The 24,918-nt window shown below is 58.6% G+C and carries 27 protein-coding genes; 15 read left to right on the top strand and 12 right to left on the bottom strand.

The annotated features are described in order from the left end of the window. Positions 1 to 143 precede the first annotated feature (143 nt). Both PMYSY11_RS00295 and PMYSY11_RS00290 read left to right on the top strand, forming a co-directional pair. The gene (locus tag PMYSY11_RS00295; RefSeq protein ID WP_150548007.1) at positions 144 to 548 is read left to right on the top strand and encodes a response regulator; all 405 of its coding nucleotides are present in this window, start codon (positions 144 to 146) and stop codon (positions 546 to 548) included. A gap of 113 nt (positions 549 to 661) precedes the next feature. Beyond that, complete coding sequence (locus tag PMYSY11_RS00290; protein ID WP_069900888.1) at positions 662 to 1,072, top strand: DUF1330 domain-containing protein; 411 nt, start codon at positions 662 to 664, stop codon at positions 1,070 to 1,072. 5 nt (positions 1,073 to 1,077) lie between these two features. Here PMYSY11_RS00290 and PMYSY11_RS00285 read toward each other — a convergent pair whose 3' ends face one another. From PMYSY11_RS00285 to PMYSY11_RS00255, 7 genes are all read right to left on the bottom strand, one after another. Next, positions 1,078 to 1,854: an N-acetylmuramoyl-L-alanine amidase gene (locus tag PMYSY11_RS00285; RefSeq protein ID WP_150548006.1), complete on the bottom strand. Its 777-nt coding sequence runs from the start codon at positions 1,852 to 1,854 to the stop codon at positions 1,078 to 1,080. Beyond that, positions 1,851 to 2,444, bottom strand: a complete 594-nt coding sequence (locus PMYSY11_RS00280) for a MarC family protein (protein WP_069900892.1) — start codon at positions 2,442 to 2,444, stop codon at positions 1,851 to 1,853. The genes PMYSY11_RS00285 and PMYSY11_RS00280 overlap by 4 nt, the downstream gene beginning before the upstream one ends. A gap of 101 nt (positions 2,445 to 2,545) precedes the next feature. After that, the gene (locus PMYSY11_RS00275) at positions 2,546 to 4,405 is read right to left on the bottom strand and encodes a GGDEF domain-containing protein (RefSeq protein WP_150548005.1); all 1,860 of its coding nucleotides are present in this window, start codon (positions 4,403 to 4,405) and stop codon (positions 2,546 to 2,548) included. Continuing rightward, positions 4,402 to 5,283: an endonuclease/exonuclease/phosphatase family protein gene (locus tag PMYSY11_RS00270; protein ID WP_150548004.1), complete on the bottom strand. Its 882-nt coding sequence runs from the start codon at positions 5,281 to 5,283 to the stop codon at positions 4,402 to 4,404. The genes PMYSY11_RS00275 and PMYSY11_RS00270 overlap by 4 nt, the downstream gene beginning before the upstream one ends. A 28-nt stretch (positions 5,284 to 5,311) precedes the next feature. Then, on the bottom strand, positions 5,312 to 5,941 hold the full coding sequence (locus PMYSY11_RS00265) for a thiol:disulfide interchange protein DsbA/DsbL (protein WP_069900898.1): 630 nt from the start codon (positions 5,939 to 5,941) through the stop codon (positions 5,312 to 5,314). 154 nt (positions 5,942 to 6,095) lie between these two features. Then, positions 6,096 to 6,701 (bottom strand): c-type cytochrome, encoded by a 606-nt coding sequence (locus tag PMYSY11_RS00260; RefSeq protein ID WP_090512597.1) that lies wholly within the window; start codon positions 6,699 to 6,701, stop codon positions 6,096 to 6,098. A 46-nt stretch (positions 6,702 to 6,747) separates the two neighbouring features. Continuing rightward, positions 6,748 to 7,038 (bottom strand): c-type cytochrome, encoded by a 291-nt coding sequence (locus PMYSY11_RS00255; RefSeq protein ID WP_069900902.1) that lies wholly within the window; start codon positions 7,036 to 7,038, stop codon positions 6,748 to 6,750. 255 nt (positions 7,039 to 7,293) lie between these two features. Here PMYSY11_RS00255 and yihA point away from each other — a divergent pair, with 255 nt between their 5' ends. Beyond that, a complete protein-coding gene (gene yihA / locus PMYSY11_RS00250; protein ID WP_150548003.1) occupies positions 7,294 to 7,929 on the top strand; it encodes a ribosome biogenesis GTP-binding protein YihA/YsxC in 636 nt (211 codons plus the stop codon). Positions 7,930 to 8,684: 755 nt separating this feature from the next. Then, entirely contained in the window at positions 8,685 to 8,864 is a 180-nt protein-coding gene (locus tag PMYSY11_RS00245; RefSeq protein ID WP_150548002.1) for a hypothetical protein, read from the top strand. A 288-nt stretch (positions 8,865 to 9,152) separates the two neighbouring features. Here the strand turns inward: PMYSY11_RS00245 and polA are convergent, their stop codons facing one another. Next, positions 9,153 to 12,005 (bottom strand): DNA polymerase I, encoded by a 2,853-nt coding sequence (polA, locus tag PMYSY11_RS00240; RefSeq protein WP_150548001.1) that lies wholly within the window; start codon positions 12,003 to 12,005, stop codon positions 9,153 to 9,155. A gap of 201 nt (positions 12,006 to 12,206) precedes the next feature. On the opposite strand from polA, the gene PMYSY11_RS00235 reads away from it, so the two are divergent. Both PMYSY11_RS00235 and PMYSY11_RS00230 read left to right on the top strand, forming a co-directional pair. Next, entirely contained in the window at positions 12,207 to 12,491 is a 285-nt protein-coding gene (locus tag PMYSY11_RS00235) for a DUF2782 domain-containing protein (protein WP_150548000.1), read from the top strand. Between the two features lie 12 nt (positions 12,492 to 12,503). Then, positions 12,504 to 13,454 carry a homoserine kinase gene (locus PMYSY11_RS00230; protein ID WP_150547999.1) on the top strand — a complete coding sequence of 317 codons (951 nt, stop codon included), beginning with the start codon at positions 12,504 to 12,506 and terminating at the stop codon, positions 13,452 to 13,454. Between the two features lie 66 nt (positions 13,455 to 13,520). Here PMYSY11_RS00230 and znuA read toward each other — a convergent pair whose 3' ends face one another. Continuing rightward, entirely contained in the window at positions 13,521 to 14,528 is a 1,008-nt protein-coding gene (gene znuA, locus PMYSY11_RS00225) for a zinc ABC transporter substrate-binding protein ZnuA (RefSeq protein WP_150547998.1), read from the bottom strand. Between the two features lie 29 nt (positions 14,529 to 14,557). Between znuA and zur the strand changes: the two genes are divergently transcribed. The 6 genes from zur (at position 14,558) to PMYSY11_RS00195 (ending at position 19,374) form a co-directional block, all read left to right on the top strand. Further along, positions 14,558 to 15,043, top strand: coding sequence for a zinc uptake transcriptional repressor Zur (gene zur, locus PMYSY11_RS00220; protein WP_150547997.1), 486 nt, complete (start codon positions 14,558 to 14,560; stop codon positions 15,041 to 15,043). Beyond that, positions 15,040 to 15,813, top strand: a complete 774-nt coding sequence (gene znuC, locus PMYSY11_RS00215) for a zinc ABC transporter ATP-binding protein ZnuC (RefSeq protein ID WP_069900914.1) — start codon at positions 15,040 to 15,042, stop codon at positions 15,811 to 15,813. The genes zur and znuC overlap by 4 nt, the downstream gene beginning before the upstream one ends. After that, a complete protein-coding gene (gene znuB, locus PMYSY11_RS00210) occupies positions 15,806 to 16,597 on the top strand; it encodes a zinc ABC transporter permease subunit ZnuB (protein WP_150547996.1) in 792 nt (263 codons plus the stop codon). The genes znuC and znuB overlap by 8 nt, the downstream gene beginning before the upstream one ends. Positions 16,598 to 16,824: 227 nt before the next feature. Then, positions 16,825 to 17,832: a methionine ABC transporter ATP-binding protein gene (locus tag PMYSY11_RS00205; protein ID WP_150547995.1), complete on the top strand. Its 1,008-nt coding sequence runs from the start codon at positions 16,825 to 16,827 to the stop codon at positions 17,830 to 17,832. Further along, on the top strand, positions 17,832 to 18,497 hold the full coding sequence (locus tag PMYSY11_RS00200; RefSeq protein WP_069900920.1) for a methionine ABC transporter permease: 666 nt from the start codon (positions 17,832 to 17,834) through the stop codon (positions 18,495 to 18,497). The genes PMYSY11_RS00205 and PMYSY11_RS00200 overlap by 1 nt, the downstream gene beginning before the upstream one ends. A 97-nt stretch (positions 18,498 to 18,594) precedes the next feature. Beyond that, positions 18,595 to 19,374 carry a MetQ/NlpA family ABC transporter substrate-binding protein gene (locus tag PMYSY11_RS00195; RefSeq protein WP_090512587.1) on the top strand — a complete coding sequence of 260 codons (780 nt, stop codon included), beginning with the start codon at positions 18,595 to 18,597 and terminating at the stop codon, positions 19,372 to 19,374. Between the two features lie 37 nt (positions 19,375 to 19,411). Here the strand turns inward: PMYSY11_RS00195 and PMYSY11_RS00190 are convergent, their stop codons facing one another. Beyond that, a complete protein-coding gene (locus PMYSY11_RS00190; RefSeq protein WP_150547994.1) occupies positions 19,412 to 20,281 on the bottom strand; it encodes a LysR family transcriptional regulator in 870 nt (289 codons plus the stop codon). Between the two features lie 111 nt (positions 20,282 to 20,392). Here PMYSY11_RS00190 and PMYSY11_RS00185 point away from each other — a divergent pair, with 111 nt between their 5' ends. Beyond that, positions 20,393 to 20,818 (top strand): VOC family protein, encoded by a 426-nt coding sequence (locus PMYSY11_RS00185; protein ID WP_090512581.1) that lies wholly within the window; start codon positions 20,393 to 20,395, stop codon positions 20,816 to 20,818. Between the two features lie 708 nt (positions 20,819 to 21,526). On the opposite strand, the gene PMYSY11_RS00180 is transcribed toward PMYSY11_RS00185, so the two are convergent. Together PMYSY11_RS00180 and PMYSY11_RS00175 are read right to left on the bottom strand one after the other, a co-directional pair. After that, a complete protein-coding gene (locus PMYSY11_RS00180; protein ID WP_090512578.1) occupies positions 21,527 to 21,742 on the bottom strand; it encodes a dodecin in 216 nt (71 codons plus the stop codon). 84 nt (positions 21,743 to 21,826) lie between these two features. Beyond that, entirely contained in the window at positions 21,827 to 22,717 is an 891-nt protein-coding gene (locus PMYSY11_RS00175; protein WP_069900087.1) for a LysR family transcriptional regulator, read from the bottom strand. 135 nt (positions 22,718 to 22,852) lie between these two features. On the opposite strand from PMYSY11_RS00175, the gene trpB reads away from it, so the two are divergent. Continuing rightward, positions 22,853 to 24,076, top strand: coding sequence for a tryptophan synthase subunit beta (gene trpB, locus PMYSY11_RS00170; RefSeq protein ID WP_069900086.1), 1,224 nt, complete (start codon positions 22,853 to 22,855; stop codon positions 24,074 to 24,076). Then, positions 24,073 to 24,882 carry a tryptophan synthase subunit alpha gene (trpA, locus tag PMYSY11_RS00165; RefSeq protein WP_150547993.1) on the top strand — a complete coding sequence of 270 codons (810 nt, stop codon included), beginning with the start codon at positions 24,073 to 24,075 and terminating at the stop codon, positions 24,880 to 24,882. The genes trpB and trpA overlap by 4 nt, the downstream gene beginning before the upstream one ends. Positions 24,883 to 24,918 lie beyond the last annotated feature (36 nt).

Raw genomic sequence — 24,918 nt, 5'->3', positions numbered from 1 at the left:
GTCAACGATACTCATGTCACACGCCAGCCGCAGAACAATCTATAACCTTATTGAGCCGCATTTGGTGGCTGTAATGGGCAGATTGCGAGACGCAAGTGCTCAACTCTGTCACCATTAACAGCTATTTTTTTGAAGGCCTGCCCATGCATAACCCGTCTGACAACACACAAAGGACAAGTGCTCAAACCATCTTGCTGGTTGAGGACGATGCCGTGGTCAGAACGCTCACCCTGGAAGTACTTGAAGCCTTTGGCTACAACGTTTTTGGCGCAGAAGATGCCGACTCTGCTCTGACAATCCTGCGCAGCGAGCAAGCCCTCAGCCTGCTCATGACCGACATCGGCCTGCCGGACATCAGTGGCCTGGAGCTGGCCGAACAGGCGCAGGCATTACGCCCGGACATTCCCATACTGCTCGCCAGTGGTTACGACGCACAGCCACACCAAAGCCTGCAAAATGGCGGCAGTAATGGCCTGATCGCGACCATCACCAAACCATTCCAGCTCGACCAGTTGCGCAACACGCTGCAAAGCTTGCTCGCCATCTGAGTCAAACGCCGCTGCGCTGTACCCCAGTCGAATTATCAGGCAAATCAATGAGCCTTGACCCGCACTGGGAGTCAGGCACTCTCGGGCAGATGATCACTCAATGGAATACTGCCATGCCGAGCCTCAATCCCAGCCGCGAACAGCTTGCCGAGTTTGCCGAACGGATGCCCGCCAACACACCGATCCTGATGCTCAATCTGCTGCGCTTCAATTCGCAGGCGGCCTACCCGGCAGATAGTCCGCACAGCCCCTGCAGCGGCCAACAGGCTTACGCGCGCTATAGCCGCGTTGCGCTGAAAAAGGTGCAAGGTGTGGGTGGGTCGGTCGAAGTGCTGGCCAATGCGCATGTGGCGCTGATTGCCCCGGCGGATGAGCAATGGGATCAAGTGTTGCTGGTGCGTTATCCGTCCAAGCAGGCATTTCTGAGCATGATCAGCGACCCTGAATATCAGGCGGAAACCGGACACCGCACAGCGGCGCTGGCCGATTCCAGACTGATCGGCACAACGCCAGCGGCAAACTGAAACGCTCAGCGCATGCTGTTAAGCACCAGCAAAATTGCCGCGGTTTCGGTGTCTGGCTCGCCATCATAGCGGGCCTGACGGTATTTTATCTGGAAGGCGGCAATCACGTTGCGTGTGGCCTTATCCAGCTCGCCAGTCTGCTCCACGGTGTAACCCTGGCGCTTCAACTGCTGCTGAAACCAGCTGGCGCTGGGTACTTGTCCGGCCATTTGGCGTTGAGTCAGCAGCACCCGATTGGCGTCTGGCCAAGGCACCAACCCGGCATCGGCTAAACGCTTCCAGGGGAACAGCGGGCCTGGATCAACCTTGCGCTGCGGCGCGGCATCGCTGTGGCCGATAATGCTGCCAGGCTTGAGATTGTGACGCTGCATGATGTCTTTGAGCAGCACGATCAGGGTGTCGATCTGCTCCTCGTTAAACGGCACCCACTGGCGGCCATTCGGCGTGTCGCGGTAACCCTGATTGACCAATTCGATGCCAATCGTGGTGCTATTCAGCCAGGTGCGGCCCTGCCACTCACTGACCCCGACATGCCAGGCGCGGCGATTTTCATCGACCAGCCGGTAGATGGTCGCCGGGCTGTCGCCAATCAGGTAATTGGCGCTTACATCGGTCTGGGTCAGCAGTTGCAATGAGCGCGGCAGATCCGCAGCGGTGTAATGCAGCACGATGTATTGCACGCGGCTGCCCTGCCCGGTTGCCGTGTAGCTGGTGTCGATACTCGGCCCGCTGCTGCAACCGGCCAGCACTGCGAAAAATAAAGCAAAAACAAAAAATCTCATGGCGTTATGTGCAACACACTTTGCAGGTTATCGAGCAACATATCGACGCTGAGCATGATCAACAACATGCCCATCAGCCGTTCAACCGCTGTTAACCCGCGAGGACCCAAGAAACGCTGCAGGAGCGATGCCTGCAACAATATGAAAGCAGTCGCTGCCCACGCCAGAATCAGCGCCAGGTAAAGCTCCCACAACTCGCCCTGATGAGTATTGCGCAGGGTCATCAACACTGCCAACGCAGAGGGACCAGCCACCGCCGGAGTCGCCAGCGGCACCAGCATCGGCTCGCCATCCGGAACATCGCCAAGCACACCTTGCGGGCTCGGAAAAATCAGGCGCATGGCAATCACGAACAAGATGATACCGCCGGCAATCGCTGTTGCTTCACGCGACAGGCCCAGGCCACTGAGAACTTTGTCACCAAAGGTAAGAAACAACAGCAACAAGGCCAACGCGAACAGCAACTCACGAGCGGCAACTTTAAGCCGGCGCTTGGGTTCGACGTTTTTCAGGGCAGCAATAAAGATGGCGATATTGCCAAAGGGGTCGGTAACCAAAAAAATCAGCACCGCGATACTCAGTATTTCCATGCACCACTCTCCAGACTATGCGCATAGTCTAGAGGGGTTCGCGCCTCACGTCTGTTGGCGAAGCGCTGCAAGTTCCTGATTGGCAGGTGGAAACGTACGAATCAGGCGCGCGAATCAGCCTTGACCACGCGGTTGCGCCCTGCTCTTTTCGCCCGGTACAACGCCTGATCGGCCCGCTCGAAAACCTGATCGGCCTGATCGCCCGGACTGAACGCACTGATACCGGCTGACAGCGTGATGGTCACACGCTCGCCTTTAAAGTGGAACGGACAGGCTTCGACCGAGGTGCGCAGCAGATTGACCAGACGAATGCCGCTGTCGAGCGATGTAGCAGGCATCAGCACCACGAATTCTTCGCCGCCGTAACGGGCCATGAAATCGGTCTGGCGCAGCCGCTTGTTGAGTATCTTGGCGATGATCTTCAGCACCCGATCACCGGCCAGGTGGCCGTAGTCATCGTTGATGCGCTTGAACAGGTCGATATCAATCACCGCCAACAGCAATTCGCCGCCGTAGCGCTGCCAGCGGGCAACCTCAAGCTCAAGGCGCTCGTTCCAGGCGGCACGGTTGGGAATTCCGGTGAGCGTATCGAGCAACGAACGCTGGCGCTGCTTCTCGATATGTTCCTGAAAGCCGAGGGCCTCCTGCTCCATCTTGGCGACGCGCTCGACCAGTGTGCGCAAGTGCTCGGCAATTCCACGGTCACGGTCTTCACGTTTCTGCTGATGTTCGCTCAGGGTGCCCAGCAAGCCATTGAGGCGTGAGTCGACCACTTCCTTGAGTGAGCGCAGATCGGTCGCCTCTTGCACGCTGGTATTAAGCCCGCTGACTTGCTCGCGCAGCTCGGTATCCAGATCGCGCGCGGCGCTGGAGGCGTCATCATGGCCTTCCTGCGCCTCTTGCAGGCTGCCCTGAAAACTTTCGAGACGCTCGTTGAGCTGCTTGAGATAGCCTTCGAATTCGTGCTGACTAACATCAGCAATGGCCAGCATGAGCACGGCCAGATCCTCAAGGATCGGCACCAGTTCATACATGTTGAGCCCGACCAGAATGCGCTCACGCATCATTTCGGCCTGCTGCTGATGCTGCTCCGGCAGGGGCAGATCAGTCAGCAATTTGAGCAGCGTGTGCTCAACATGATTGGCGATCAGACTGTAGACCTGCTCGGGCTCCGGTTCAGGTGTCGCCGGTTGGGCATCGGCGGTTTCGGCTTGTTCCGGGCTTGCTTCGTCGTCTGACGACTCGACCGCCGGCAGCGCAGTGGGCGCAACCATCAGGCTGTCGGCAGGCATGGGCAAACTGTCGAGCGCGCCGTTTGCTGGCACGGCGGCAATCTCGGCCTGGACACTCTCTGCGCTGCCGGCGACAGGCTCTGCAGTGGCGTCGGCTTGAACCAGCGGCGCACTGTCTTGCGGGCTGACCAGCGGCGCACTCTGACGGCCACCAAACAAACGAGCCAGCAGTGGCTGCCGCGCTGGCTCACTGGCGCTGCTGGTCTGCGCTGCCAGCGTCTGGTTCTGCAAATGACTCAGCTCGGCAAGCAGCCCGGGCAATTCACTCGAATGACCCTGGCGCTTTTCCAGCCGCCGGGAAAAGTCCTTGAGAGATTTTCGCAAATCGCGCGGCAATTCAAGTTCGAGCAATTGACTGGCCAGGCGCAGCAACGCCGAGTCGATTTTCTCGATATTCAGATGGCGATTTTTTTCCGAGTCCAGCACGGCTTTCTCAAGCCGTGGGATCAGGCCTGAAAGGCCTTTATCGATGTCGTCCTGACGCAGCACTTCGCGCAGCGAGTGCATGCACTGATCCACAGCCGCATCGGCGCCTTCAGCAGCCAGGCTGCTGCGCACCAGACCTCTGCGCATGAGATCGAGTCTTGCTTGCCAACGGGCGTCAATTGCTTCTTGTTGTTCTAGACCGGCCAGATATTTTTCTTTCCAGCGATCGGCGTTGTCGCTCATTCAATACTTCCGGTTGATGGCGTATCGAACGCCATTAACTGGCCGCTACTCAACGCTTGGGGCAAACGAATTTCCATGGCCACTGGCAGGTGATCCGAAATCGGCAGGGCCAACACGTCAACCCGCTCCAACGCCAGTTCCGAGCTCAATAATATATGATCGAGACAGCGTTGCGGACGCCAGCTGGGGAACGTTGCCGCGACCTGTGGGGCCAGCAATTGCAAGTCTCGCAGCGGTGAGTTCTGCAGCAGATCTGTGGCGTGGGTATTCATGTCACCCATCAGAATCTGGTGCTTGTAGCCGCCAATCAGCTCGCGAATATACGCCAACTGGCGGTTACGGGCGCGTGATCCAAGCGACAAATGCATCATCACGACTGCAATTGCGTCAGCGCCCTCGCCCAAACGCAGCAATAACGCGCCACGGCCGGGCGGGCCGGGCAACGGATGGTCTTCCAGCAGGGCCGGACGCACACGACTGAGCACACCATTACTATGCTGGGCAAAGCGTCCGAGATTACGGTTGAGTTGCTGATACCAGAAGGGAAATGCGCCCAGGCGAGCCAGGTGCTCGACCTGATTGATATTGCCGCTGCGGACACTGCCGCCATCGACTTCCTGCAAGGCCACCAGATCGTAATCGGACAGCATCTCGCCAATGCGCTGCAGATTGCCTGCGCGCCCGGCATGCGGCAGCAAATGCTGCCAACTGCGAGTCAGGTAATGGTGATAACGCTCGGTGCTGATACCCACCTGAACGTTGAAACTGAGCAGGCGCAACCGGCCATTTTCCGGCAAGTGGCTACTCGCTGGACACTCAGAGTTGACCTGTGGAGTACACAGGCCAACCTTACGGCTTGTTGTCCAGCGACGCAGCATGCGCGAGCTCCGCGCCTCGGATCGCGGCTTATTTGGCGGCGCGTTCCTTGGCGATCAGTTGATCAGCAACATCCAGTGCCTGGGTCGGGCCACCAGCGCTGGTGATATCAAAGCGATACTTGCCATTGACGATCAATGTCGGTACGCCGCTGATCTGGTAAGCCATCGCCAGCTTCTTGTCTTTCTCGATCTGGCTCTTCACGCCAAACGAGTTGTAAGTTTTCAGGAAGGTGTCTTTGTCGACGCCCAGAGTGGCGAGAAACTCAGCCATTTCTTCTGGTGTCGCCAGCTTCTTGCCTTCTTTGTGGATGGCTGCGAACACGGCGCTGTGCACCTGATCTTCAACCTTCATGCTCTCCAGCGTGACGAACAGCTGGCCATGCACGTTCCACAAACCGCCAAACATAGCTGGAATACGGATGAAGTTAACGTCATCCGGCAGCTGCTTGATCCACGGGTTGATGGTCGACTCGAACTGATAGCAATGCGGGCAGCCGTACCAGAACAACTCGACGACTTCGATTTTGCCCGGTTTAGAAACCGGCACCGGATTGGCCAGTTCAACATATTGCTTGCCTGCCTCAATCGGCTCGGCCTGAACAGCCATGCCAAATACGCTGGCGGCAACCAGTGCGGCACCCAGAATCAATTTACGCATGCAGTACTCCTTAGCAAATAAGCATCGCCCAGCGGCAGAATATTTTCGACCCGTTAGCTGGGCTCAGGTTCAAGCTATTGTAGCGACGAACTCAACAAAAAAGGGTGGCCACTGCCACCCTTTCTCGATCACATCATTACCAGCGGTTACGCGATCAGTGCAGACCCTGCACGTAGCTCGAAACGGCGGCGATGTCTTTGTTGCTCAGCTTGGCAGCAATCATACGCATGATTTTAGCGTCGCCGTCGTTGGTGCGGTTGCCTTCGCGGAAGTCAGTCAGCTGCTTGGCAATGTAAGTCGCGTGCTGGCCGCCCAGGTGCGGGAAGCCTGCAGCCGCAATACCTGCGCCATTCGGCGAGTGGCAACCGGTGCATGCAGGCATGCCGTCTTCGAGCTTACCGCCACGGAACAGTTCTTCACCGCGCTTGACCAGTGCCGGGTCAGCTGCGCCAACGCTCATTTTCTGGCTGGCGAAATACGCCGCGATGTCGGCAATATCCTGCTCAGACATGTTGTCGAGAATACCGGTCATTTCCAGAACGGTACGGCGACCTTCCTTGATGTCGTGGATCTGCTTTTGCAGATAACGCTCACCCTGACCGGCCAGTTTAGGGAAGTTCGGTGCAGCACTGTTGCCATCAGGACCATGACAGGCGCCACACACAGCAGCTTTGCTCTGACCAGCAGTGGCGTCGCCAGCGGCATGGGCCAGGCCGGTGATCCCCAGGGTCAACAGCAGACTCACGAGTATTTTGTTCATCAGCTAATCCAACTACGGCTAAGAGAAAATAAGTTATGGACCGGGCTTACTCGCTCATCAACTTGATGACAGCTTGGTAATCCTCGGCCGTGCAGTCCATGCACAAGCCGCCGGGCGGCATGGCATTAAGACCATTGGTAACGCTCTGCACCAGTACATCAGTACCCTTGGCCAGACGCGGTTCCCAGGCAGCCTTGTCGCCTCGTTTTGGCGCGGTAGGTAAGTTACCACTATGACATGCAGAACAAGCCTTGGCATAAACCGCCTCAGGATCTTGCGCAGCCTGCAGGTTCAAAGATAACAACAGCGCACCAGCACCTAACAGCAACTTCTTCACATGATCTACCTCATCTGGGGGGAACGGTCTGCGTTCTACGCGCAGAAGATGTTAGTCGTTCCCGTGGACACTTACCTGAATCAGGACAAAGCGCACACAAAATCGCCGGCATTATATACTGACGACACTGAAACTTAAACGACGCCGCTTGCCGTGCTAACCAGCAGAGGGCAGGATGCGCGCAATTGTCGCAAGTGCCGCACCGCAGTCAGTATAAGCTGAGCTGTAGTTAAGCCCGCCCTCACCGGATGTCCTATGCAAGCTAAAAACCCCATCATCGGCCTGTGCCAGCAATCGAGCTTCTTGATCAGTGCCGCCAAGGTTGATCAATGCCCTGACGATACTGGCCATGAAGTGGCCTTTGCCGGGCGCTCCAATGCCGGCAAGTCCAGCGCACTCAACACGCTGACTCACGCCAACCTCGCGCGTACCTCGAAAACCCCCGGCCGCACTCAGCTGCTCAACTTTTTCCGCCTGGACGAAGAACGACGCCTGGTCGACTTGCCGGGCTATGGCTATGCCAAGGTACCGATTCCGCTGAAACTGCACTGGCAGAAACACCTTGAAGCGTATTTGGGCAGCCGCGAGAGCCTGCGCGGATTGGTATTGATGATGGATATTCGTCATCCACTGACCGAGTTCGACCAGTTGATGCTGGATTGGACCCAGGCCAGCGACATGCCGATGCATATTTTGCTGACCAAAGCGGACAAACTGACCTTTGGTGCGGCCAAGAACACATTGCTCAAAGTGCAGCAGGAAATCCGCCAGCGCTGGGGTGATCACGTGAGCATCCAGTTGTTCTCGGCGCCAAAGCGCATGGGCATCGAAGAAGCGCACGCGGTATTGGCCGACTGGCTGCAACTGACCCCGTCTGACGAGGCGCAATAAGCCGCAAGGTGGATATCCCCAGCAAGAGGGCAATCCGCCAGACCGCCATGACGGTTTACCCTACGGGTTAACCATCCTCCAGTCGTGACCGGGCAGTTCGATGGAGGATGGAATCCGCAACGCGGCTTCCATCATGGCGGCCTTCCGACAGGCGAGATTTTGCGTCGAATGTTCAATCGTTATGACGGTTTACCCTGCGGGTTAACCATCCTCCGTGCGTAACCGGGCTGTTGGTGGAGGATGGAATCCGCAACGCGGCTTCCGTCATGACGGCCTCCCGACAGGCGCGGCTTTTGCGTCGAATGTTCAATTGTCATGACGGTTTACCCTTCGGGTTAACCATCCTCCGTGCCTGACCGGGCTGTTGATGGAGGATGGAATCCGCAACGCGGCTTCCGTCATGACGGCCTCCCGACATGCGCGGCTTTTGCCGTTGAATGTTCGATCGCAATGACGGTTTACCCTGCGGGTTAACCATCCTCCGTGCGTGACCGGACTGTTGGTGGAGGATGGAATCCGCAACGCGGCTTCCGTCATGACGGCCTCGCGACAGGCGCGGCTTTTGCGTTGAATGTTCAATCGTTATGACGGTTTACCCTGCGGGTTAACCATCCTCCGTGCGGGACCGGACTGTTGATGGAGGATGGAATCCGCACCGCGGCTTCCGTCATGGCGGCCTTCCGACAGGCGCGGCCATTGCGTCGAATGTTTAATCGTTATGACGGTTTACCCCGCGGGTTAACCATCCTCCGTGCGTGATCGAACTGTTGGTGGAGGATGGAATCCGCATCGCGGCTTCCGTCATGGCGGCCTTTCGACTGGCGCTGCTTTTGCGTCGAATGTTCAATCGTTATGACGGTTTACCCTGCGGGTTAACCATCCTCCGCCAGCCCGTTCCGGTCGATGGCGACGGGATCATTATTTGGCCTGCCTGAACTTTTCTTCAGGCAAAAAAAACCCCGAGTCTCGTATGGGGAGGGAGAGGCCCGGGGTTTAAGGTCTGAACCGCTAGGGCGGGGTCCAGATGTCTGCCAACACTTAACACAACAAAGGAGCAATGAAGGGCTTTATAGGCCGTTCACAATCTCTGACTGTGCGTGTTCAGACAAAGTTCAGGGTTTTTTCAAAACGTTTTGCGATTAAATAAATAACCTTAATAATTCAATGGCTTATGTTGCACAAGCGGTCGAATAAAATCTTCCGACCGCTCTATCTAGGGCGTATCAGTGCGCCTCGTCCCAGTTGTTGCCCACGCCAACCTCGACCAATAAAGGCACATCCAGCTCGGCGGCAGCCGCCATTTTCTGCTTGATCTGCTCGGTGACCTGTTCGACCAGATCTTCGCGTACCTCAAGCACCAATTCATCGTGAACCTGCAGAATAACCCGCGCATCAAGCCCGGACTCGACGAGCCAGTTATCCACAGCAATCATTGCCCGCTTGATGATGTCTGCCGCCGTGCCCTGCATCGGCGCATTGATAGCGGTGCGCTCCGCGCCTTTGCGCAAAGCGCCGTTCTTGGCGTTGATTTCCGGCAGGTACAGGCGACGGCCAAACAGGGTTTCGACATAACCTTGCTCACCCGCCTGCTCACGCGTGCGCTCCATGTAGGCCAACACACCCGGATAACGCGCGAAATAACGGTCGATATAGGCTTGCGACTGTTTACGGTCCACGCCGATCTGTTTCGCCAGGCCAAACGCACTCATGCCGTAAATCAGGCCGAAGTTGATCGCCTTGGCGCTGCGGCGCTGATCCGTGCTGACCTGATCAAGCTCAACCCCGAATACCTCGGCCGCCGTTGCGCGGTGCACGTCGAGGTCGTGGCGGAAGGCGTCGAGCAGGCCCGCGTCCTGCGCGAGATGGGCCATGATTCGCAGTTCGATTTGCGAATAGTCGGCTGCCAATAGCTTGTAGCCCTTGGGCGCGACGAAAGCCTGACGAATACGCCGGCCTTCGGCGCTGCGAATCGGAATGTTCTGCAGGTTCGGGTCAGATGACGACAAGCGCCCGGTCGCCGCCACAGCCTGATGGTAGCTGGTGTGGATGCGCCCTGTACGCGGGTTGATCTGCTCCGGCAAACGGTCGGTGTAGGTGCTTTTCAGCTTGCTCAGGCTACGGTATTGCATCAGCACTTTCGGCAGTTCGTAATCCTGCTCAGCCAGCTCGGCAAGTACCGCTTCGGCCGTGGAAGCCTGGCCCTTGGCGGTCTTGCTGATAATGGGATAACCCAGCTTTTCGTACAAAATCACCCCCAATTGCTTGGGCGAGGCCAGATTGAACTCCTCGCCGGCAATCGCAAACGCTTCACGCTCAAGCGCCACCAGCTTCTCGCCCAACTCCTGACTCTGTTCGCCGAGCAGCTTGGCATCGACATACGCGCCCTGACGCTCAATACGAGCGAGCACCGGCACCAGCGGAATCTCGATTTCCTGCAGCACCTTGGCCACACTCGGCACAGCCTCAAGCTTTTGCCACAGCGTGTTGTGCAGGCGCAGGGTTACGTCGGCATCTTCCGCGGCATACGGGCCGGCTTGCTCGAGGGAGATCTGATCAAATGTCAGCTGTTTCGCGCCTTTGCCGGCGATGTCTTCGAAACGGATATTGCTGTGGCCGAGGTATTTCAGCGCCAGGCTGTCCATGTCGTGACGGGTCGCGGTGGAGTCGAGCACGTAGGATTCGAGCATGGTGTCGAATGCCACGCCTTGCACGCTGATCGGCGTTGAGGCGTTGGCCAGAATGTTGATGTCATATTTGGCGTTCTGGCCGACCTTGGCTTTTTTCGGGTCTTCAAGAATCGGCTTGAGGGCCTTGAGCACTTTGTCGCGGTCGAGTTGAGTCGGCACGCCCATGTACGAGTGCGCCACCGGAATGTAAGCGGCTTCACCGGCTTTAACCGCAAACGACAGGCCCACCAGTTGCGCCTGCTGAGCATCGACGCTGGTGGTTTCGGTGTCAAAGGCGATGAGGTCGGCTTTATTAAGCTTTTCCAGCCAACGGTCGAAGTCGGCCTGCTCAAGAATAATCTGATAGTCGCCCGCAGGTGCTTCATCAGCGGTTACATCGGCGTCTGCAGCAACGGTCTCAGCCGGCGCAGACTGCTCATAAGCAACACCTGTCAGCGGTGCAGTGGCGGGCGCATCGGAGAACAGGTCCACGACCGAGTCTGCAGGTGCTGCCTTGGCTGCCGGTGCTTTGTTCTTGCGCTGCACGGCATCCAGCCAGCTCTTGAACTCCAGCATGGCGTAAAGCTCGGCCAGTGCCGGCAAGTCTTCTTCACCGGGATGCAGATCGTCTATTTCGACACTCAGCTCAACATCGAGCTTGATCGTCGCCAGCTTGTAAGACAAATACGCCATGTCACGGTGCTCTTCGAGCTTGGCGGGCAGGGTCTTGGCCCCGCGAATTGGCAAACTCGGAACCTTGTCGAGATTGGCGTAGATCACATCGAGGCCGCCGCCAACACCCACCAACAAACCCAGTGCGGTTTTTTCACCGACGCCGGGCACACCCGGAATGTTGTCGACCTTGTCGCCCATCAGCGCCAGATAATCGATGATCAATTCCGGGCCGACGCCAAACTTCTCGATAACCCCGGCAATGTCATACACGCTGCCGGTCATGGTGTTGACCAGCGTTACGTGCTCGCACACCAGCTGCGCCATGTCCTTGTCGCCGGTAGAGATCACCACATCACGGCCTTCGGCAGCGGCTTTGCGGGCGAGGGTACCGATAACGTCATCGGCCTCGACGCCTTCAACGCACAACAGCGGAAAGCCCAGCGCCTTGACGCTGGCATGCAACGGCTCGACCTGCACGCGCAGATCATCCGGCATGGACGGGCGATTGGCTTTGTATTCGGCGAACATCTCATCACGGAAGGTGCCGCCCTTGGCGTCGAAAATCACCGCAAAGGGGCTGTCCGGGTATTGCTTGCGCAAACTTTTGAGCATGTTCAACACGCCCTTGACCGCGCCCGTAGGCACACCTTTCGAGGTGGTCATCGGGGGCAGGGCATGGAAGGCGCGGTACAGGTACGAGGAACCGTCGACCAGTACGAGAGGGGTTTGGCTCATGAGCAGATTCAACCTTTGCGACGGAGGCAGATTCACCAACAGGACGCGGCAGACAACTGAAGCGGACAATCACCCGCTAAATTGCTACAGGTCATGAATTTGCCCTCATGTACCTGCGCATTAAGCGCGTCTGGCCCTCAGTAGTTTGCCAATAGCCTGTTAGAATAGCCTTATCGTTGACGACAAAAGAGCAAGGTTACCATGCGCACAATAAATCGCCTTTTGCTTGCTGGTTTACTCGCCACTGCCGCACTCACAGCTCACGCCGAAGAACCGGTGTCGGGCGAGCCGGATGTCACCATTCGCCAGGAAGGTGACCGTACCGTTTCCGAATACCGGGTTAACGGTTTTCTCTATGCGATCAAAATCACCCCGAAGAACGGCCCGCCCTATTTCCTCGTGCGTTCTGACGGCAGCGACGGCAATTTCGTCCGTTCAGATGACCCGGACATGCTGATCCCGGCATGGAAAATTTTCGAATGGTAAGGCACGCCTGACATGTCGGTTTTTACCCCTGTGCAACGCCCCGAGCTTGAGACGTTCCTTGAACCTTATCGGCTGGGGCAGCTGCGCGACTTCCAGGGCATTGCCGCTGGCAGTGAGAACAGCAACTTCTTTGTCAGCATGGAGCAGGGCGAGTTTGTCCTGACCCTGATTGAGCGCGGCCCAAGTGATGACTTGCCGTTCTTTATCGAGCTGCTCGATGTGCTGCATAACGCAGGCCTGCCGGTGCCATATGCACTGCGCACTGAAAGTGGCGATGCCTTGCGGCGCCTCTGCGAAAAACCTGCGCTGCTGCAGCCGCGCTTGAGCGGCAAGCATGTGCGCGACGCCAATGCGCATCACTGTCAGGAAGTGGGTGCGCTGCTCGCACGCATTCACCTGGCAACCCGTGACGCGATTATTGAGCGCAAGAGTGACCGCGGTCTCGACTGGATGCTGCTCGAAGGGCCGGGGCTGGCGTTGAACCTGCCCGACAGCCAACAGCCGATGGTTCAGGCCGCACTGGCTGAAATCGCCGAGCTGAAACCGAGCATTCTTGATCTGCCGCGCGCCAACTTGCACGCCGATCTGTTCCGCGACAATGTGCTGTTCGACGGCAATCACCTGACCGGCGTTATCGACTTCTACAACGCCTGCTCGGGGCCGATGCTGTATGACTTGGCGATCACCCTGAACGACTGGTGCTCCGACGCCGACGGCCAGCTCAATGCGCCGCGTGCCCGGGCATTGCTGGCAGCCTATGCAGCGCAGCGCTCGTTCACCCCCCGTGAAGCTGAGTTGTGGCCAGCGATGCTGCGCGTGGCCTGCCTGCGTTTCTGGCTGTCACGCTTTATCGCTGCCGAGTCGCATGCCGGACAGGAAGTGCTGATTCACGACCCAGCTGAGTTCTTGCACCGCTTGGAGCAACGTCAGCAAGTGCACTTGCCGCTGCCGATGGCGCTTTAAACCGCACGCCTGAAGCTGCTCGATCAGTGCTGCGCAAGCCGTGGCAGCACTGATCGGGCGCTGCACTTACAAGCCGCCAAGGCAACCGCTGAGATTCCTGCCCAGATTGGCGAGCAAGGTCGTATAGCCCTGCGCATTAACTGCCAAACCGTTACCCATCGGGTCCAGTTCCATTACCTTGACCGGCAAGCCTTCAGTCAGGGTGTCGGCAAGGCGAGGGCGCAACGGCGGCTCGGTAAACACGCACGTCGGTCCCGCCTGTTCAAGTTGCTTGCGCATGGCGGCGACATGTCGTGCGCCCGGCTGAACTTCGCTCAACGCGCTGAACACGCCGGCATGCTTAATCCCGTATGCGGCCTCGAAATAGTCGTAGCCTTCATGGAACACGAAGTAGGGCGCGTGCTTGATCGGCTCGATCTGGCCGCGCAGGGTCACATCCAACGCCTCGACCGAAACCTTGAAGGCCTGCAGATTAGCGGCATATTTATCGCCATTGGCCGGGTCCAGCGCCGTCAGATCAGCCGCCATGCGCGCGGCAATCACCTCAGCGTTGGCTGGTAATAACCACAAATGAGCATCCAGGCTGCCGGGACGATGATCATGGTCGTGATGCTCGTGCTCATGCTCATGCTCGTGCTCATCCTCATGCGCGTGGGCATGTTCGTCTTCGTGCGCATGCGCTGCCTCTTCACCTTCGCCAAAGTAGCGCAACTGCATACCCGGCAAGTCTTTCACCGCAACGCTGGGTAATTTGCGATCGGCCAGTACGCGCGGCAAGAAGGTCTCAAGCTCAGGGCCGACCCAATAAAACAGATCGGCATTGCCGACTCGGCGAATATCCGAGGGCCGCAGCGCGTACTGATGCGGCGTAGCGCCGGGCGGGAGCAAAACGTCAGGCGTGCCGACGCCGTCCTGCACCGCGGCAGCAATTAACTGGAGAGGTTTGATACTGGTCAGCAACTGCACATCGGCGCGTGCCAGCGCACTGCCCAGTAAAGTCGCCAGAGATAACGCGCCAGCGGCAAAAATACGCAGCACAGGAAATACCCAATTGAATAGAAGATGTAATATCATAACGTCTCTTTTGCAAAACGTCGCCGCTCATGACTCAGACACCGCTCGCCTCAAGGCCTCACGACCACTCGCACTGCGTCAGCCACGCGCTGGCAGAAGCAGAAAGCATTTGTGCGCGTCAGGGTTTGCGCCTGACCACGCTGCGCAAGCGCGTGCTTGAACTGGTCTGGCAGAGCCACAAGCCGTTGGGCGCTTACGACATTCTCGCGGTGCTGAGCGAAGAAGACGGCCGCCGCGCCGCGCCGCCGACGGTTTACCGGGCGCTGGATTTTCTCCTCGAAAACGGCCTCGTGCACCGCATTGCCTCGCTCAACGCCTTTGTCGGCTGCAACCAGCCGGAGCTTGCGCATCAGGGCCAGTTCCTGATCTGCCGGACGTGCCACGCCGCCATCGAACTTGAGCAGGCCGCCATCAGCGACGCGATTATCCAGTGCGCCCAGACCGTCGGCTTCACCGTCGAAAGCCAGACCGTCGAAGTGGTTGGCCTGTGTGCTGGCTGCCGGGAGTCGGCATGAGCGAGGCACTGATTCGCCTGGACGGCATTACCGTCAACTTTGCCGACCAACCGGTGCTGCAAAATGTTCAGCTGAGCGTTAAGCGCGGCGAAATCGTCACACTTATCGGCCCCAATGGCGCCGGTAAAACCACCTTGGTACGCGCGGTATTGGGCCTGCTCAAAGCCGACAGTGGCGAGGTGTGGCGCAAGCCCAAATTGCGCGTGGGCTACATGCCGCAAAAGCTGCATGTAGACGCCACACTGCCGCTCAATGTGCTGCGGTTCCTGCGCTTGGTGCCAGGAGTCGATCGCGCCAGCGCACTGGCCGCACTCAGTGAAGTGGGCGCCGAACACGTGCTGGAGAGCCCGCTGCAGACTGTTTCGGGCGGCGAGTTGCAGCGCGTGCTGCTGGCCCGCGCCCTGCTGCGCAAACCCGAATTGCTGGTGCTCGACGAGCCGGTACAAGGCGTTGATGTTGCCGGTCAGGCCGAGCTTTACCGGCTGATTACCAAACTGCGCGACCGTCACAATTGCGGCGTGCTGATGGTGTCCCACGATCTGCATCTGGTCATGAGTACCACCGATCAGGTGGTCTGCCTCAATCGACACGTTTGCTGCTCCGGCCACCCGGCGCAGGTCAGCGGCGATCCGGCGTTCGTCGAACTGTTTGGTCAGGATGCCCGCAGCCTGGCGATTTATCACCACCATCACGACCACGCGCATGATCTGCACGGCGCTGTAGTCACCAACCCACCTCATGTACACGGGCCGGATTGCAAGCATGGCTGATTTTCTTGTTAACGCCTTGCTCGCAGGTCTCGCGCTTGCAGTAGTTGCCGGCCCACTGGGCTCGTTCGTGGTGTGGCGGCGCATGGCCTATTTCGGCGACACGCTCTCACACGCCGCGTTGCTCGGCGTGGCGCTGGGCCTGATGCTGGATGTGAGCCCGACCTTCGCCGTTACCGTTGGCTGCCTGTTGCTGGCCGCCTTGCTGGTCACCCTGCAAAGCCGGCAGCCGCTGGCCTCCGACACGCTGCTGGGAATTCTCGCGCACAGTACCTTGTCGCTGGGTCTGGTGGTGCTGAGCTTCATGCGCGATGTGCGCATAGACTTGATGGCCTACCTGTTTGGCGACCTGCTCGCCGTCGGCCCCACCGACCTCGCCTGGATACTTGGCGGCAGCACGATTGTGCTGATCCTGCTGGCAATCTTGTGGCGGCCATTGCTGGCCATCACCGTGCACGAGGAACTGGCCAAGGTTGAAGGCCTGCCCGTCGCGGCTATTCGCCTGAGCCTGATGCTGCTGATTGCCGTGGTGATTGCCGTGGCGATGAAAATTGTCGGCGTATTGCTGATCACCTCGCTGCTGATCATCCCGGCTGCCGCGGCCCAGCGCCACGCCAGAACGCCCGAGCAAATGGCCTTTGGCGCCAGCCTGCTGGGGATTGTCGCGGTATGCGGCGGGCTCAGCCTGTCGTGGTTCAAAGACACACCGGCCGGGCCATCCATTGTGGTGTGCGCCGCCGGGCTGTTCTTGCTCAGCTTCGCGTTGCCCCGGCGCAATGGCCGTTAAACCAACACGGCAAAAGGCCACACGCCGGGGCAATCTGCTGCAGGCAGCGTGATCTGAGGTCTATGCTGATCATCGCAGGCAGTAATCTGCGCCAGTCAGCCACATTTTTAATGCAATCCAGCTATAACCATAGGTCTACAAAGATTTTTGCGACCTAACCAGCGCCGGTTAAACTAAGCGGCTTTTGTGCCTATCCGGCAGCTCGACAAACCCAAAAGGTTTTAAGCGTGATCAATTTTCAACAGGTTCATAAGGCCTATCGCGTCAATGGCGAAGAGATTCCGGCGTTACAGCCAACGGATCTGCACATTGATCGCGGCCAGGTGTTCGGCATCATCGGCCATTCAGGCGCGGGGAAAAGTACCCTCATGCGCCTGATTAATCGCCTTGAAGAGCCGTCTGGCGGACGTATCGATATCGACGGTGAAGATGTCACCGCACTCGACGCCAACGGTCTGCGGCGTTTTCGCCAGCAAGTCGGCATGATCTTCCAGCACTTCAACCTGCTGTCGTCGAAAACCGTCGCCAATAACGTCGCCATGCCCCTGCAACTGGCCGGCGACATGTCGGGCAGCCAGATTGCCCAGCGCGTCAGCGAACTGCTGGATCGCGTTGGCCTTACCGAACACGCCGATAAGTATCCGGCGCAGCTCTCCGGCGGCCAAAAGCAGCGTGTCGGCATCGCTCGTGCGCTGGCTACCCGCCCGAAAATCCTGCTCTGCGACGAAGCGACCAGCGCCCTTGATCCGCAGACCACGGCGTCGGTCTTGCAGTTGCTGGCCGAGATCAACCGCGAACTGAACCTGACTATCGTGCTGATTACCCACGAGATGGATGTTATCCGCCGTGTGTGTGACCGCGTGGCGGTGATGGACGCCGGTATTGTGGTCGAGCAGGGCGCGGTTGCCGATGTGTTCCTGCACCCGCAGCACCCGACCACCAAGCGCTTTGTGCAGGAGTCGGAGCAGATTGACGAAAACGAGCAGCGCGATGATTTTGCCCATGTTCAGGGCTGCATTCTGCGTCTGACATTCCAGGGCGAGGCCACGTATGCGCCGCTGCTGGGCACCGTTGCCCGCGAAACCGGCGTGGACTACAGCATTCTCGCGGGGCGCATTGATCGCATCAAAGACACCCCGTACGGCCAACTGACGCTGGCCCTCACCGGCGGTGATCTGGCGGCCGCGCTGGAACGCTTCAAAGCGGCAGATGTTCACCTGGAGGTACTGCGCTAATGACCAGTCTGTTCCCTAACGTCGACTGGCTGGAAATCTGGCAGGCCACCCTCGACACGCTGAGCATGCTCGGCGGTTCGCTGCTGTTTACCATCGTGCTCGGCTTGCCACTGGGCGTGCTGCTGTTCCTCACCAGCCCACGGCAGATGTTCGAACAGAAAGCCTTTTACGGCTTCCTTTCGCTGCTGGTTAACGTGTTGCGCTCGGTGCCATTCGTGATCCTGCTGATCTTGATGATCCCGCTCACCGTGATGGTCACCGGCACCTCGCTGGGCGTTGCCGGTGCGATTCCACCGCTGGTAGTGGGCGCCACGCCATTCTTCGCACGCTTGGTTGAAACCGCGCTGCGCGAAGTTGATCGCGGCATCATCGAAGCCACGCAGGCGATGGGCGCAACCACTCGCCAGATCGTAATCAATGCCTTGCTGCCGGAAGCGCTGCCGGGGATTTTTGCCGCCATCACCGTTACCGCCATCACCCTGGTTTCGTACACCGCAATGTCCGGCCTGATTGGCGGCGGCGGTTTGGGCGACCTGGCTGTGCGCTACGGTTATCAGCGCTATCAGCCGGACGTAATGATCGTCACCGTGGTGCTGCTGCTGATTCTGGTGCAAGTGCTGCAAACCGTCGGCGACAAGCTGGTGATCCACTTCTCGCGTAAATGAAATTCTAACAAGCGGCCAACAGCCGCAGTGGTGGCGCTGACCCAGGCTAAACAGCTGGCCAGCGCCACCCGCCAACCCATCCCACAAGGAGTTGAACATGAAAAAACTGCTGACCGCTTTTGCTGCCGCTGCAGCCTTCACCGCTGTTGCCGCACAAGCCGAAACCCTGACCGTTGCAGCCACTGCTGTGCCGCACGCCGAAATCCTCGAATTCGTTAAGCCGACGCTGGCCAAAGAAGGCGTCGACCTGCAAGTGAAGGTTTTCACCGACTACGTACAACCGAACATCCAGGTTGCCGAGAAGCGCATCGACGCCAACTTCTTCCAGCACCAGCCGTACCTCGACGAGTTCAACAAGAGCCGTGGCGCTGATCTGGTCAGCGTTGTTGGCGTTCACGTAGAACCGTTCGGCGCTTACTCCAGCACCATCAAAGACCTCGCTGACCTGCCGCAAGGCGCCAACGTGGTGATTCCGAACGATGCAACCAACGGTGGCCGCGCGCTGCTGCTGCTGCAAAAAGCCGGCGTGATCAAGCTTAAAGACAGCAGCAACATCACTGCGACCCCGAAAGACATCGTCGAGAACCCGAAGAAGATCAAAGTGCGTGAGCTCGAAGCCGCCACTCTGGCGCGCGTTCTGACTCAAGTCGATCTGGCCCTGATCAACACCAACTACGCACTCGAAGCCAAGCTGAACCCGACCAAGGATGCACTGGTCATCGAAGGCAGCGAGTCGCCATACGTCAACGTGCTGGTTGCCCGCCCGGACAACAAAGACAGCGCCGCCATGCAGAAGCTGGCCAAAGCATTGACCAGCCCTGAAACCAAGGCATTCATCCTTGAGAAGTACCAGGGCGCAGTGGTTCCGGCGTTCTGATCATTCAGCGCTAATTGCTTTACCCGACAAGCCCGCTTCATGCGGGCTTTGTTTTGCCCGTTAAGCAGCCAAGCAAGCACTCCACGGCAGGCTGACGCTGGGCGCGACGCATGACGGCGACCAGTTCGCGCTGAAAACCCAAAGCGCCCAACTCGATAACCCGCAGTTGCGTGGGGCGTTGCAGCCAGAGCCCGGCATAGGGAATAAGCGAAACGCCAAGCCCGCATTCAACCATACGCACAATTGCTTCCAGCTCATCCAGCTCCAGCGCCTCCTGTACTTCAATTCGCTGCTCGCACAAGAAATCGCTCACTAACCGGCCACCAAACGAGCGCCGGTCGTAACGCACAAAAGGCTCGCGGGCGAGTAACTGCAATGGATCATTGCCTGCGACATCCTGCGGAGCGATCAACACAAAGCGCTCATGCGCCAGGCTGATGACCTCAAGCTCCTTGGGCAGCGCGAAGGGCGGCTTGATCATCAGTGCCAGGTCCAGCTCACCGGCATCTATCTGGCTCAGCAACTGCAGTGAGACTCCGGGCACCAGTTGCAGCTCAACCTTGGGCGCCAACGCCTTAAAGCGCGGCAGCGCCTCGGGCAGCCAACTGGTTTGCACGGTCGCGATAGCGCCGATCTTGAGTTCACCTTGCCATTCAGCCAGCGAGCCGGGGAGGGCCATTTGCGCCGCCAGCGCGAGCATTTGCTCGGCCAAAGGCAGTGCGTGCCGACCCGCAGCATTGAGCTGCGCGGTACGCCCGCTGCGATCGAACAAGCGCACACCGAGGGTTTGCTCCAGCGTGCGCATTTGCGCACTGACAGCCGACTGAGTAAGCCCGACATGGCGTCCGGCGGCCGCAAATGTGCCATGACGGACGACCATCACAAAGGTTTTCAGCTCGCGCAGCATGGCACTCTCATTGATCAATTTTATTTGTGCTTGGCAGCAAGGATATTCGCTTTTAATCAATTTTATAGCTAATAAAATCAGTTAACCGCTGATCAACCGAGGATTCAATCAATGGCACTCGCGCCCTTTCATTTGGCTATTCCCGTCCACGACCTCGCCGCCGCACGGCACTTTTACGGCCAGGTATTTGGTTGCGACGAAGGCCGCAGCAGTGATCATTGGGTCGACTTCGATTTCTTTGGCCACCAATTGGTAATTCACCAGGCGCCACAAATGCCTCATCAAGCCGAAGCCCACAGCAACGCCGTAGACGGCCACGATGTGCCGGTGCCGCACTTCGGCGTGGTGCTGGCGTGGGAAGATTGGGAAGCGTTGGCCGAGCGCCTGCAGTCATTGAAAACCCGATTCGTGATCGAACCGTATGTACGGTTCAAAGGGCAGGTGGGCGAGCAGGCCACAATGTTCTTGTTTGATCCGTGCGGAAACGCCCTCGAATTCAAGGCGTTCAAAGACATCTCGCAGATGTTTGCCAAATAAGGAAGGTTTAGGTTTGACCGGACGATGCGGAGGATGGATAGCCACCAAAGGTGGCAATCCGTCGAGCGATTTACGCCCCGCAACACACCCCGCGCCGGGCCATCAATCGTCCGACCACAGACCGCAATGCGGCAGCCGATGGCCGCCATGAATTTTGTGGCGACACGGCCGCAAGCCGTACACATGACGGAGGATGGATAGCCACCAAAGGTGGCAATCCGTCGAGCGATTCACGCCCCGCAACACACGCCACGCCGGGCCATCAACCATCCGACCACAAACCGCAACGCGACAGCCGATGGCCGCCATGAATTTTGTGGTGATACGGTCGCAAGCCATGCACATGACGGAGGATGGATAGCCACCGAAGGTGGCAATCCGTCGAGCGATTCACGCCCCGCAACACAACCCCCGCCGGGCCGTCAATCATCCGACCACAGACTGCAACGCGGCAGCCGACGTACGACGTAAGTTTTGTAGCGACACGGCCACAAGCCATAAACATGACGGAGGATGGATAGCCACCAAAGGTGGCAATCCGTCGAGCGATTTACGCCCCGCAACACACCCCGCGCCGGGCCATCAACCATCCGACCACAGACCGCAACGCGGCGGCCGATGGCCGCCATGACGGATTAACCTGCGGTTTATCCATCCTCCGTACGACACAAGTTTTGGGGCGATGCGGCCGTGCCTGGGCTAGCTGGCTTAGCTGTCGCTTAAGCGAAAGCCGACTTTGAGGGTCACCTGAAAATGCGCAACCTTGCCGCCTTCAATGTGTCCGCGGGTGTTCACCACCTCAAACCAATCGAGATGGCGAATTGATTTCGCGCACTCGGCAATTGCATTGTTAATAGCGTCATCGGTGCCAACTTTCGATGTTCCAACCACTTCCACGACTTTATAGGTGTGATGATCTGACATGAGTTTCTCCCTGACTGTTGTTTAAAAACGCAACTCGTTGCTGTCTTCACAACAGTCGACAGGGTCAGCCGGCCTAAAGTTCTATCAGGACGGCTGCAACTCATTGCGCAACCACTGCGCCAACAACTGCGCACGCTTGTCGAGCAATCGCGAAGGCACCCACAGCGCCAGCCGCGCCGGGGTTTCGACAAAACCCCAAGGCGCGACCAAACGCCCCGCGGCCAAATCATCAGCCACCAGTTGTTGCGGTGCGATAGCCACACCCAACCCGGCCGCCGCCGCTTCCAGCAAGTAATACAGATGCTCAAAGCCTTGGCCCAATTGCAGATCGGCAGGATTCAGCGCATTGCTTTGCGCCCAACTTGGCCATGCCTGCGGACGCGAGATGGTATGCAACAACGGCTCACCCAGCAGGCTTGCCGCTGGCGCGCCATGCAATTGTGGGTAGCGCGAATAACGCGGGCTCATCACCGGGCCGATGCATTCGGTCGCCAGTTCAAACACCTGCATATCGGCTGGCCACGGCGGCTCGGCGAACCATAAGGTGGCATCCACGCCACTGCGTCGTGGATCAAGCTCGCCTTCGCTGGCAGATAATTGCAGGCGCAGCTCCGGCAACTCCCGATTCAGCCGGTCGAGGCGCGGGATAAACCAGCGGGCCAACAAACTGCCGGGACAGGCCAATACGAAAGGGGCGTTGGCCTGACCTTGTTGCAGCTCCGCACAGACGCTACGCAAACGAGCGAAAACCTCACTGCTGGTATCGCGCAAACGCACGCCTGCATCTGTGAGTTTAAGGCCGCGACCATCCTTGACGAACAAGGCCAACCCCAAATGCTCTTCAAGTGCACGAACCTGCCGGCTCACTGCACCGTGAGTGACATGCAGCTCGTCAGCGGCCAAGCTCAGGTTGCCCAGCCGGGCGGCAGCTTCAAACGCACGAAGGGCATTAAGGGGGGGAAGCTCGCGACTCATATGTGAGTTTTCCTGACAGGTCGAGTCAATCTTATCGCTTTTGTCCGATCCGCCACAGCATTATCCTGTGTTCATTGTCCCAAATCGCCCCGGTGCGCCTTGGCAGACCCACAGTTCCAGCTTCAGGAGAACACCATGACTTCATTTCGCAGCGGCCCAGACGCCACAGGCCTGTTCGGCTCGTTTGGCGGCCAGTATGTCGCCGAAACCCTGATGCCATTGATCCACGATCTGGCAGACGAATACGAGAAGGCCAAGCAGGACCCCGAGTTCGCCAAAGAACTGGCCTACTTCCAGCGCGATTATGTGGGTCGCCCGAGCCCGCTGTACTTCGCCGAGCGCCTGACCGAACACTGCGGCGGGGCGAAGATTTACCTCAAGCGCGAAGAGCTCAACCACACCGGCGCGCACAAGATTAACAACTGCATCGGCCAGATTTTGCTGGCCCGGCGCATGGGTAAAAAACGCATCATCGCCGAGACTGGCGCGGGCATGCACGGCGTTGCAACCGCCACCGTAGCCGCACGTTTTGGCCTGGATTGCGTGATTTATATGGGCACCACTGACATCGACCGTCAGCAGGCCAACGTATTCCGTATGAAGCTGCTGGGCGCTACCGTGATTCCGGTTACCGCCGGCACCGGCACCCTGAAAGATGCCATGAACGAGGCGCTGCGTGATTGGGTGACCAACGTCGACAGCACCTTCTACCTGATTGGCACCGTGGCTGGCCCACACCCGTATCCGGCAATGGTGCGTGATTTCCAGGCCGTTATCGGCAAGGAAACCCGTGACCAGTTGCAGGATCAGGAAGGCCGTCTGCCCGACAGCCTGGTTGCCTGCATCGGTGGCGGCTCCAACGCCATGGGCTTGTTCCACCCCTTCCTCGACGACAAATCTGTCGAGATTATCGGCGTCGAAGCAGCCGGTTACGGCATTGAAACCGGCAAGCACGCGGCCAGCCTGAACGGCGGTGTTCCCGGCGTATTGCACGGCAATCGCACCTTTTTGCTCCAGGATGACGATGGTCAGATCATCGACGCCCACTCGATTTCGGCTGGCCTCGACTATCCCGGCATCGGCCCTGAGCACGCCTGGTTGCATGATATCGGCCGCGTTCAGTACACCTCGGTAACAGACGACGAAGCGTTGGAAGCCTTCCACAGCTGCTGCCGCCTCGAAGGCATTATCCCGGCACTGGAAAGCGCCCACGCACTGGCTGAAGTATTCAAGCGCGCGCCAAGCCTGCCCAAGGATCACCTGATGGTGGTCAACCTGTCCGGCCGTGGCGACAAAGACATGCAAACCGTCATGCACCACATGGCAGAGACCGTAAACCAGCAGGAGAAAACTGCATGAGCCGCCTGCAAACCCGCTTTGCCGAGCTGAAACAACAGAACCGCGCTGCACTGGTGACCTTCGTTACCGCAGGCGACCCCGGCTATGACGCCTCACTGGCGATCCTCAAGGGTCTGCCGAAAGCCGGTGCCGATGTGATCGAGCTGGGCATGCCTTTCACCGACCCAATGGCTGATGGCCCGGCGATTCAGCTGGCCAACATCCGCGCGCTGGCCGCCAAACAGGATCTGCGCAAAACCCTGCAAATGGTCCGCGAGTTCCGCCAAGACGACCAAAGCACGCCGCTGGTGCTGATGGGCTACTTCAACCCGATTCATAAATTCGGTGTGGATAACTTTATCGCCGAAGCCAAGGAAGCCGGTGTTGATGGCCTGATCGTGGTCGATCTGCCGCCAGAGCATAACGTCGACCTGTGTGATCCGGCGCAAGCGGCGGGCATCGACTTCATCCGCCTGACCACTCCGACCACCGACGACAAGCGTCTGCCCAAAGTGCTTAACGGCAGCTCCGGCTTCGTTTACTACGTCTCGGTTGCCGGTGTTACCGGTGCAGGCTCGGCCACGCTGGAACACGTAGAAGCCGCCGTAGCGCGCTTGCGTCGCCACACTGACCTGCCGATCAGCATCGGTTTCGGTATCCGCACGCCAGAGCACGCCGCAACGATTGCACGACTGGCTGACGGTGTTGTGGTGGGTTCGGCACTGATCGACCAGATCGAGAAAGCCGACAACAGCGAAGACGCTGTTAACGGTGTACTGCAACTGTGCAGTGAACTCGCTGAAGGCGTTCGCAGCGCCCGCCGCTAAGCAACAACTGCGCTAAGCAAAAGCCGCTGCCCGATC

Source organism: Pseudomonas marincola (genome assembly GCF_900682675.2).
GTDB lineage: Bacteria > Pseudomonadota > Gammaproteobacteria > Pseudomonadales > Pseudomonadaceae > Aquipseudomonas > Aquipseudomonas marincola.
The sequence above is the reverse complement of the archived record's forward strand: the minus strand, read 5'-3'. Positions and strand labels throughout refer to the sequence as shown.